General features: G+C 36.2%; 13 protein-coding genes and 1 pseudogene. All 14 read right to left on the bottom strand.

Annotation, left to right across the window (positions count from 1 at the left end; genetic code table 11):
* Positions 1–921: metallohydrolase (locus tag Q7P05_RS07075; RefSeq protein WP_303931337.1), on the bottom strand; the 921-nt coding region annotated here is incomplete at its 3' end.
* The gene (gene nusB / locus Q7P05_RS07070) at positions 921–1,325 is read right to left on the bottom strand and encodes a transcription antitermination factor NusB (RefSeq protein WP_119206666.1); all 405 of its coding nucleotides are present in this window, start codon (positions 1,323–1,325) and stop codon (positions 921–923) included. The genes nusB and Q7P05_RS07075, both read right to left, overlap by 1 nt.
* The gene (locus Q7P05_RS07065) at positions 1,315–1,710 is read right to left on the bottom strand and encodes an Asp23/Gls24 family envelope stress response protein (protein ID WP_005386640.1); all 396 of its coding nucleotides are present in this window, start codon (positions 1,708–1,710) and stop codon (positions 1,315–1,317) included. The genes nusB and Q7P05_RS07065 overlap by 11 nt, the downstream gene beginning before the upstream one ends.
* Before the next feature lie 12 nt (positions 1,711–1,722).
* Complete coding sequence (locus Q7P05_RS07060) at positions 1,723–2,103, bottom strand: Asp23/Gls24 family envelope stress response protein (RefSeq protein WP_039969203.1); 381 nt, start codon at positions 2,101–2,103, stop codon at positions 1,723–1,725.
* A 135-nt stretch (positions 2,104–2,238) separates the two neighbouring features.
* Positions 2,239–2,796, bottom strand: coding sequence for an elongation factor P (efp, locus tag Q7P05_RS07055; RefSeq protein WP_005386642.1), 558 nt, complete (start codon positions 2,794–2,796; stop codon positions 2,239–2,241).
* A 15-nt stretch (positions 2,797–2,811) separates the two neighbouring features.
* Positions 2,812–3,885, bottom strand: a complete 1,074-nt coding sequence (locus tag Q7P05_RS07050; protein WP_303931334.1) for a Xaa-Pro peptidase family protein — start codon at positions 3,883–3,885, stop codon at positions 2,812–2,814.
* Between the two features lie 70 nt (positions 3,886–3,955).
* Positions 3,956–4,654: a pseudouridine synthase gene (locus Q7P05_RS07045; protein WP_303931332.1), complete on the bottom strand. Its 699-nt coding sequence runs from the start codon at positions 4,652–4,654 to the stop codon at positions 3,956–3,958.
* Positions 4,654–5,292 carry an alpha-ribazole phosphatase gene (gene cobC / locus Q7P05_RS07040; protein ID WP_303931330.1) on the bottom strand — a complete coding sequence of 213 codons (639 nt, stop codon included), beginning with the start codon at positions 5,290–5,292 and terminating at the stop codon, positions 4,654–4,656. Before cobC ends, Q7P05_RS07045 begins: the two co-directional genes overlap by 1 nt.
* 7 nt (positions 5,293–5,299) lie before the next feature.
* A complete protein-coding gene (locus Q7P05_RS07035; RefSeq protein WP_303931329.1) occupies positions 5,300–6,430 on the bottom strand; it encodes a histidinol-phosphate transaminase in 1,131 nt (376 codons plus the stop codon).
* A 24-nt stretch (positions 6,431–6,454) separates the two neighbouring features.
* On the bottom strand, positions 6,455–7,339 hold the full coding sequence (locus Q7P05_RS07030; RefSeq protein WP_303931328.1) for a GHMP kinase: 885 nt from the start codon (positions 7,337–7,339) through the stop codon (positions 6,455–6,457).
* A gap of 63 nt (positions 7,340–7,402) precedes the next feature.
* Positions 7,403–8,296 (bottom strand): adenosylcobinamide-GDP ribazoletransferase, encoded by an 894-nt coding sequence (gene cobS, locus Q7P05_RS07025; RefSeq protein WP_119206673.1) that lies wholly within the window; start codon positions 8,294–8,296, stop codon positions 7,403–7,405.
* A complete protein-coding gene (cbiB, locus tag Q7P05_RS07020; RefSeq protein ID WP_295231398.1) occupies positions 8,296–9,288 on the bottom strand; it encodes an adenosylcobinamide-phosphate synthase CbiB in 993 nt (330 codons plus the stop codon). Before cbiB ends, cobS begins: the two co-directional genes overlap by 1 nt.
* Before the next feature lie 12 nt (positions 9,289–9,300).
* Entirely contained in the window at positions 9,301–10,818 is a 1,518-nt protein-coding gene (locus Q7P05_RS07015; RefSeq protein ID WP_303931324.1) for a cobyric acid synthase, read from the bottom strand.
* Positions 10,811–10,895, bottom strand: a pseudogene (locus Q7P05_RS09625) (bifunctional adenosylcobinamide kinase/adenosylcobinamide-phosphate guanylyltransferase); the annotation flags it as partial. The pseudogene Q7P05_RS09625 and the gene Q7P05_RS07015, both read right to left, overlap by 8 nt.

Here is a 10,895-nt window from a genome sequence, read left to right as displayed (position 1 = left end):
AAAAGCATTGCCAGTGGCATTGTCAACAGAAAATTGTGGCTTTGCTACATGTAATGTAAGATGGTTACGTCTACAATACTGCTCCATACGATGACGAAGTAAGCTATTGCTCATTACACCACCAACGGCAATTAATGTTTGAACCGGTTTATTTTGTAAATGATAGGTAATCATTTTTTCTAATGCATTTCCTATGGAGGTGAATACAGCTCTCGCCAAATTAGACTTATCTATATCATTCATAGAGTTTGTAATTCGTCGCATAGCCGCACTACATGGGCCAGCAAAGCTAATCCAACCTTCTTTTACCGAAGATGGCAACGGTTCATATTCGGTAGTTTGTAATGCTAATGCTTCAAGATGCTTCCCTGCTGGAAATGGCAAGCCCATAGCTACACCAATCCGATCCACATATTGTCCGCCTTGTAAATCCTTAGAACCACCGATAATATGAGAATCAAAAATGCCTTCACCTTTATAATGACAATACACGAGCTCCGTAGTACCACCTGATAAATGAAGTGCTAAGAATGGTTCACTGGGAATTGTTTTTAATTCTCGTAGTGCTGCTAAAATATGATTTTCTTGGTGTGCGAAAACGTGTAGCGGTACATTCATCAAATGATTAAGAGACTGTCCGTATCCTAGCCCCACCATAAAAGCAGGCATATAGGAATTTTCTTCCCGTCTAGGAAAACCGCTAACACCAATACCACTGATTGGAAGTTGTGGCAATTCAGATATCAACTTAGGCAATGCCTTAGTATGTTGAAAGACCATATTTGATTGTTGTAGTCCTCGCTCACCTTGTTTGACCTCTAAGATTTTGCGAGCTTCACCAACTATGTGAAAGTCGCTATCTATAATGGCACAACTTGTAGTGTAGCAACTAGTATCAATGCCCAAGTAATATCGTTTCATTATTTACTCTTATTATATGCATCTAAAATTGCGTTAATTAATTTATAGGAAGAATCAGAACCAAAATCCTTAGCCAATTGAATAGCTTCGTTGATAGCTATAGATGGTTCCAAAGGATCAGCTTCATTTGTCATTTCCCATAGAGCAATACGTAAAATAGCACGGTCAACTTTATCCAAGTTTTCAACTTTACGTGATTTACAGAATGGTTGTAATGTAGCATCGATAGTTTCAGAAGCGGATAATACACCATTTATAATGCTATTAGCATAGGCTTTATCCATCGATTTATGTATGTGCCCTTCTGGAAACTGCACATCATTTTGATCAGCATGAAATTCATTAGCATATAACATTTGAAATGCGTATTGACGTGCTTCACGTCGATTTCGCTTAATTACCATGTAGAGTTGGCTCCTTTTCTTTAACAATACCTTCAATATGTACATCTACCTTAACATGGTCAAGATCAAGCATATTTTTTAAGGTTTGTTTGATTTCTAACTGCAATTGTTTGGATAATTCAATTAGATTGTATCCATACAATGCTTTAATATAAATATTGATTTCAATAAAGCCTTTACGATGTTTAACATTGATACCTGGTAAACTGCGTTGACCAAAGGCATGTGTAATTCCCTCTACTAATTCATCGTAAAAGCGAGGGCTTAAAGAATGAATACCTGGAATCGTAGCCAATGTTTTTGTTGCTACATCAATGATGACAGAGTCTGCAATATCTATGGTATCCATATCTAATCCGTAGTTTAATTGATTGTCTGAACTCATATAGATACCCTCCTAAGGCTGTGATGGTGTTACTAAATCATCAAATACAATGTCTTGTACCACTACATCAATGGTTTGTACTTCAATTTCTGTATAAGAAACTAAAGCTGTTTTTATACGTTCTTGTAAACGTAAGGCCACATCAGGAATACGATATCCATATTGAATACACACATATAATGTAACGGAAATAGCACCTTCATCATTAAATGATATTTTTACACCTTCATGATCAGATTTACGTCTAAAGAAGGTATTAACACCATCATTAAAGGTGGAGCTCATATGATGTATACCTTTTGTTTCAAGTGCTGCCATGGTGACAATCGTAGCATATACATCTTCACTAATCTTAATTTTACCCGACTCTAGTTCAGTATTTTTCTTGGTCATACTGGCCTCTTTCAAAAAAAGCACTTGTCCCTATATATAATTACATAGACGACAAGTGCTTACAGTGCAAATGTTAGGATATATGGGGAATAAGATTCCATGAAAAGATCTTGCCCCAATACATATCAATACGTATTAGGCACGTTCGATGTATTGACCTGTACGAGTATCAATACGAAGTACATCATCTACTTCAATGAAGAGAGGTACTTTTACAGTGTAGCCTGTTTCCAATACAGCTGGTTTGTTACCACCAGTAGCAGTATCGCCACGGATACCAGGATCTGTTTCAACTACGCGAAGTTCAACAGCTACAGGTAAATCGATACCGATAACGATACCTTGGAAGAACATGATGGATACTTCCATATTTTCAAGAAGGAAGTTTTTAGCATCACCTAATTGTTCAAGGTTAAGTTCAACTTGATCATATGTTTCGTTATCCATGAATGTGTAAGAGCCATCAGACTCGTACAAATATTGCATACGACGACGATCAACATGTGCTTTAGGCACTTTTTCACCTGCATTGAAAGTACGCTCTACTACAGAACCAGTTTGCAAATTTTTCATTTTAGTACGTACGAATGCAGCACCTTTACCTGGTTTAACGTGTTGGAAATCAACTACTTGCCATACATTACCGTCGATTTCAACGGTTACACCTGGACGAAAATCATTACTGGAAATCATCTAACTCTTCTCCTTCTAAATACCTATTTCAATTAACTCTTTTGGACTATGTGTCAACACCTCATAGCCGTCAGATTTGACGATGACACTATCCTCTATTCTCAATCCGATAGTACCTGTAATATAAATGCCAGGCTCTACCGTAATGATCATATTTTCTGTAAATACCGTATCGGATTTAGTATTCGCTACTGGTTCTTCGTGAATCTCAAGACCTACGCCATGACCAGTACCATGATTAAATTCCTTGGTATATCCATGTTCTTTAATATAATCACGACATACTGCATCAAGTTCTTTGCCAGTTATACTAGCTCGAACTGCAGCTACGCCACGTTTTTGTGCTTCTAAAACTATACTATATAACTTCTTTTGTAATTCAGAGGCAGGCCCCATTACAATAGTTCTAGTCATATCGGAATGATAACCCTTATATACGGCACCAAAGTCAAAGGTAACAAAATCACCTGCTTCGATGACCTTATCACTGGCTACACCATGAGGCATACTAGACCGATTACCAGAAGCTACAATAGTTGCAAAGGAAGGTTCCTCAGAACCACGTTTTAACATTTCTGATTCTAATATGATACGTGCTTCGTTTTCAGTCATTCCTACCTTTAGTTGTGGTAGCAATGCGGCGAAAGCTTCATCACCAATGTTAGCTGCTTTACGCAATAATTCCAATTCATCTTCACGCTTAACTGCTCGTAGTTTAGCAAAATTGATAGACGTAAAATTAAAGCGTTCATCTAATGTATCACATAAGGTTTCGTATGTATCAACAGGCATTTGTTTGCCTTCAATACCAAATAAACCTTCGTGAATATGATGCTCATTGAATATGTCTACAAGAGTATCCATAACAGAAGATTCATATTGAATGACTGTATACCCTTCACATTGTTTTGTAGCTTGCTCAGTATATCTGAAGTCGGTAATCATAAAGGCCTTATCTTGTGTAATGATAGCAAACCCTGTTGTACCAGTAAAACCAGCAAAATAATGTAAATTTATAGGGCTCATCAAAATGACGCCTGTTAATTCTTGCTCTTTAATATACTGTTGTAGCAGATTTAATCCATTCATAATCATGCTCCTAGTCTATAAAGTACAATTAATCTTACCATAAAATACCTATATTGAATAGAATTTTATGCTATTTTTTAAAAGCCTCTATATCATCTGGAGATAAGTCCTGTACAGAACCAACCTCTTCAATACCGGTTAAATCTATATGACCTATAGTTAAACGCTTTAAGTAGGTAACAGTTCCACCAGCAGCGCCAATCATACGTTTTACTTGATGATATTTACCTTCTTCAATTGTGATATGTACAGATTTGGGAGATAAAATATCAATTAAAGCGGGCTTACAATGGGTTCCATCTCCTAGAATGATACCCTCTGTAATACGTTGAATTCCATCTTCGGTTAACTCACCTTCGAATTCTACGTAATATACCTTTGCTACGTGCTTATTGCCATTAATAATAGAATGTCCCCAAACACCATCATTGGTAAGTAAAAGTAGGCCTTCTGTATCTTTGTCTAATCTTCCAACAGGGACCACGCCCATTTTTATATATTCAGGGGGCAATAAATCCATTACGACAGGATGACTTGCATCATCTACAGCAGTAACATAGCCTTTAGGCTTATGAAATTTAACATAGTAATGTTGTTTGGTATTAACAATTTGATCATCAACTGCAATGACATCAGACTCAATATCTACATGAATATCTTTTTTTCTTGCTACTTCACCATTAATGGTAACTCTTTGATCCTTTATGAGTTGATGAACCTCTTTTCGACTACCAAAGGCTTTATTAGCTAATAATTTATCGAGTCGCATTATACATGTCCTTGTAGTAACTCAACATGGGCCGTATCATTGAGCAAATTCAAAATATTATGATCATATTCGCCCATACCATTATAGAAAATACGGTTAATAGCCGTATTACCTTGGCTGAAATTCCAACAATGACTAATTGAAATGTCTAGTAATTTACATAATAATGTTCGAATAGTTCCACCATGACATGCAACTAAAAGTGTTTCCTCTTCATCATTTTCATTGAGGAATTCTTCAAGACCTGCCCATGCTCGATCTTGTAAATCTTTAAAGCTTTCTCCATTTGGAACTTTTACAAGATGAGGTCTCAAATACATCTCATCAATTAGGCCCGGCCAGCGTGATTCGATATCTGAGAATAGCATAGCTTCCCAGTCACCAAAATTAAGCTCTCGTAATCGTTTATCCACTGTAATAGGTGTAGTGCGATTACCTCTAATAGTTTCAGCTGTAACCAAAGCACGGCTTAAATCACTGGATAATATACGGTCAAAGGTAATATCTTTAAGAGCTTCACCACAGGCTTTAGCTTGATTTAAACCGTTTTCATTTAGAGGAACATCTGTAATGCCTTGATATTTCCCCATTTTATTCCAATCAGTTTCGCCATGGCGCACAATATATAATGTCTTCATAATCTTCCTATACTTTCAAAATATCTGTTAGTTTCTCTACTAATTTGATATTAGTATCATGATCTTTAATAGCAATACGTACCCATTGATTATTGAGACCTACATAAGTATCACAATTGCGTACGATCATATTATATTTCTTCAGATTTTCATTAATGGTGTTAGCTGTAATGCCGTCATGATTTACTTTGAACAAGATAAAATTGGCGGAAGGTGGATATACGGTAATCCCCTCTATCACATCTAATGCATCATACATGAATGCTCTTTCCTCATTTAATTTTTGCTTTGTTCTTTTTATATAATCAACATCATTCAAAGCAGCCTCTGTATAAGCTTGGGCTAATGTATTTACAGACCAACTAGGAATATATTGATGTAGTTGACTAATTAATTTTTCGTTACCATAAGCAGCACCAATTCTAAGGCCTGGTACAGCATAAAATTTTGTGAAAGAATGAACCACGATGACATTATCGAATTCATTTACTAAAGAGCGCATAGAATGCTCATTATCTTGTAATGGATCATTTCCAACAAAATCGATAAATGATTCATCTATAACAAGTAAGCTATTTGCATCTTTCAACATGCTCGCTACAGTGCGAATATGATCTTTATCAAGTAATGTACCATCTGGATTATTAGGATTACCTAAAAATACAATGATGCGACCATCTTGCCCTTTTAGTTCAGCTGCAAAGGTTTCTAATGCCAAATATGGTACCTCAAAATAAGGTTTTCCATTATCATCTTCCCGAGGGCGATAAAAAATATCACGTACAGGAATCTTACTTGCTTCAAGAGCCTCTTTATACTCAGAAAATCCTGGTGCTGGTACAAACGCACCAGTATATCCAGGTAACCGACAAATGGCATACAATAACTCAGCTGCACCATTGCCGACTATAATTTGATTCTTATCCATTCCATATGTATCAGCAATAGCATTTAACACATCATCATTTGTAGCATCTGGATAATGAGAAATATAACGTAATTGATTATTTAATGCATCCAATCCACGTTGACTAGGTCCAAGAGGATTAATATTAGCGCTAAAATCAATTACCTCATATGGTTCAATTCGTTGTTCATGGGCAAACTGAAATATATTGCCCCCATGTATCTTAGACATTCGATTCTCTTTCTATTAAATATATTATCGTTTGATATAGGTCAATCCTTCGTTTGTTGTTTCTACAGTATCCACATAGGATAACTGTGGTAATTTACGCATAATCTCTTGTTTACAATCATCAATTCGCCCATAATCTACTGGAAATAAAAGGCCCATAATGGTCCCACTATGAGCTATGATTGTACCAACACTATTGTAGTAATTACCAATATCATGAAAATCATATAAATTCGATTTATACAATATACGTTGATTACCAAAGGCACTTAATGTAGTTGCTTGACCTATTAAATTTATATCATGTGTATTCAATCCCCGTTTGAATAAATCAAGTGACTCTTCTATGATTGATTCTTTTTCTAAAATCTTAGTTTGTAAATCTACTTGTTGATTAAAAGAAATCGTATCTATACTCCCACCCTCATCAAATACAAGGATTTTCAATGGAGGACACATGCCTAGTGGTTGGGAAATAGTGCCTTTTATATAATCAAACTGAGTAACACCTTGATAAAATGAAGCATCTGTAGGCTCTACAGATAAGCAAATTTGCTCTAATTCCTTTAGTGATAGATCATAATTCATGGCTAATGCTGTTGCCATAGCCGTCACAGAAATATCCGCAGAACTTGAGGCCATCCCCTTACCCTGTATGATGTCAGAACGTACATATACAGGTGGACAAGCTTGGTTTTTATTATTTTTTTGTAATAATCGCTGTACTAATTCTCTTGCCTTCGCAGACTTAGGCTGTAATGCACAATAGTGCTGTGAAAACGGATGTGTTACATTACTTAATGCGTAGGAGTATCGATTAATAGGACAAGTCACTAAGAATGACTGACCATTAATAGAACCTTGTAGAAATTCCCCACATGTACCTGGGGCTCTTACATAATAGGTCACATTGAACTCCTTTCACATTAAATAAAAATAGTAACTTATAAGAAGCCATTAGGCAGAACGTTATTAAAACATAGTCGTATTGGATGCGACAGTAGCAGATAATATGGACAAGATAATGATATATACAAAGAGTAATAATACCTCTGTAACCTCTACAACAAATCCATATGTGTCACCAGTAGTACCACCAAGTTGCTTAACAATATAACGATTAAGCAAACGATTGATAATATAGGTAATTATCATGCTTACAATATTGATTTGGAAAATACCTAAGGTAGCATAGACTAATACACCTAGTCCTACAACATATCCAACATCAGCTACAGAGAATATAGAATATGCGCCATATAAAAGGGTATACAAAATCGTACCGATTATTAATATAACAATAGGCATAAAGAACGTTGAAATTGTATTGTACGTAATAACATGCTTTGGAGCTAAGTTAGCAAAGGCAGCACCCATTCCCTCTTTTCTCGCATACGGATAAGATCTGATACTCAATACAAGGGACCAACGGCTCATTAATGGCATCATAATCAATGCCATAGGAATAAATTCCGCTGTAGGAATGGCCGTTAATAATTGCCATTTCAAAAGTGTAACAAATACAAAAGCAACAACACCAAAAGAGCCTATACGGCTATCTTTCATAATTTCCAGCTTACGTTCCCGTTCACGTCCTGAAAATAGACCATCACTTGTATCCATTAAACCATCAGCATGGAGACCACCAGTAATCAAGAATTCCGCTATAACGATGATTAACATCAACGGAACCAACGGAATAAACGGTGATAATATACCATACAATAATGCCAAGATAAGGCCAATAATTAAGCCTACATAAGGAAAGGCCACAACGGATTTACCAAAGTCGTCTACAGACCATTCTGTTTGATTAACGATCTTTAAACGTGTTAAAAACTGTAATGCTATGAAAAAAGGTGTCATTATACATTCATCCCATAAGTAATGGCTGTACTAATAATAACCATTAGTATAGTCGTAAAATACATCATATAAATTGTGCGTGTAATATGGTTGCGATTTAATTTTTCAATAGGATCCCCCATGTATTCACGGAAGGTCATTTTCTTGAAATATTGATTGTAACCACCTAAACGAATATGTAAAGCACCTGCAACTGGTGCTTCTGCATAGCCGCCATTAGGACTTGGATGCTTATTAGCATCACGCAAGCCAATTTGGAGAGCTTTCTTTGCGTCAAAACGTAAAAAGAATGCAGAAATAATTAATAATATAAAGGTAATTCGTGCAGGAATCCAGTTGAGTACATCATCAAAGCGGGCAGCTACACGACCAAAGTACATATACTTTTGATTTTTATAGCCCAGCATAGAGTCCATAGTATTGGCAGTTCTATATAGAATTGCCCCCATTGGACCGCCGATGATGAAGAAAAATAAAGGCGCAATAATGCCATCTACTGTATTTTCTGCAATGGTCTCTACAGTAGCTCGTGTAATTTCGCTTTCATCTAATTCTTCTGTATCGCGCCCTACAATCCAAGATAATCGCTTGCGAGCTTCTTCAATATTATCTTGCTTAATTAATTGGCTAATAGTAAAACCAGCACCAGCTAGTGAGCGTGGAGATATAGCAATGTAAAGAATAATTACTTCAAGAGCGTATTCTACCCATTCATCAACTACGCCACCAAGCCAAAGAATCAAAGACACTATAATATATACAGAAACAAGGATTAAACCTACTGCAATACCGCCGTACCATAGTTTTTTTGTATCATTATCAGTATCTTTATATAGAACTGCCTCGAAAAAGGATATAATACGGCCAATTATAGCCACAGGATGGTATTTACTATTGGGATCTCCAATAAGCAAATCCAATATAAATGCTAAGATTGGAATACATACAAAGCTATACTTTGTAAACCAATGTAAAATTGTTAAATGTTCCATACATCTCCCCTACTAACCCAAGGTAGACATAATATAATCCATATCTAAGTGTTCTTCTACAATATCAGCTAATCGATTGTAAGCTGCATTTTTGTGATCAAAATAATGGAATACTACATCTAATGGTTCTAACCCCTTACGTTCGCGTAACTGATTGATAATAAAGCGTCTAAATTCATCATTATCAAATACACCGTGAATATATGTGCCCATTACTTGATGATTGCCATCGATAAAGCCATCAATTACATTGACCGCCTCTTCACTGCGGCTCGTAATAGTGAAACAACGGCTCACGGTATCTACTAATGGCGTAGTATCCCCCATATGAATCTCATAGCCTACTAACTTTTCACCTGTAAATGTACCATTTAAAAACTGAAGGTTAGATACATTAAATTCTACTTGGTGTGTAGTTTTTTGATCCTTCATTGTGGTGGAGGAATCTACTAAACCAAGGCCTTCAACTTCTTCAATATCACCTTCCATATGATGCGGATCATATATTGTTTTACCTAACATTTGATTGCCACCACATACACCGATAACAGGTGTGCCTTGTTCAGCAAGCTGCTTTATTTCATCAGCAAAGCCAGAATTACGAAGATATGTTAGGTCTGCTAGTGTATTTTTAGAACCAGGTAAAATGATTAAGTCCGGCTTGCCAATAACATCTCCAGGACCCACAAAACGAACAGATACATCTGGTTCATAATTCAATGCATCAAAGTCCGTAAAGTTAGAAATTTTAGGTGTTTGCATAACTACTACTTGAATCTCTTTTGCACCACTGTTGCGTTTATTTTCTAATGCCACAGAGTCCTCTTCATCGATATCAAGGTTTTCAATAGCAGGGATAACACCTACTACCTTTTTACCTGTTTTTTCTTCGATGAATGTAAGTGCAGGTTCTAATAATTTAATATCACCACGGAATTTATTGATAACAATACCTTTAATAAGATCTCGTTCTTCTGGTTCTAATAATTCCAAAGTACCAACGATAGATGCAATAGCACCACCACGGTCGATATCAGCAATGAGATATACAGGAGCTTGAGTCATCTTAGCAATGCGCATATTTACGATATCATTAGCTTTAAGGTTTACCTCTGCAGGGCTACCTGCTCCTTCAATAACCATCATATCGAAGTTAGAATCCAAGAAGTCGATAGATTCTTTTACCTTATCAAGGGCGGTTAAAGAATATTTTGTATGGTATTCTTTAGCACTATAGACGCCAACCGGCTTGCCCATTAATACCACTTGAGAGGATTGATTGCCTGTAGGTTTTAATAAAACAGGATTCATTTGAACAATTGGATCTATGCCTGCAGCCTCAGCTTGCGCTACTTGAGCACGACCAATTTCATCCCCCCATTTAGTGACATACGAATTGAGGGCCATATTTTGAGCTTTAAAAGGAACAGTTTTAAAACCTCTTCTATAAAAGATGCGGCATAATGCAGTACATAAAATACTTTTACCTACATTGGAACTTGTTCCTTGGAACATAATTTTCTTAGCCATTTATATGAACCTCCTGGGATTTTAATTCAATGGTAACACCACTAATAGTTAAGTATAATTTATCAGCTACAGTTGCC

The organism is Veillonella dispar, from assembly GCF_937975875.1.
Classification (GTDB): domain Bacteria; phylum Bacillota; class Negativicutes; order Veillonellales; family Veillonellaceae; genus Veillonella; species Veillonella dispar_B.
The sequence above is the reverse complement of the archived record's forward strand: the minus strand, read 5'-3'. Positions and strand labels throughout refer to the sequence as shown.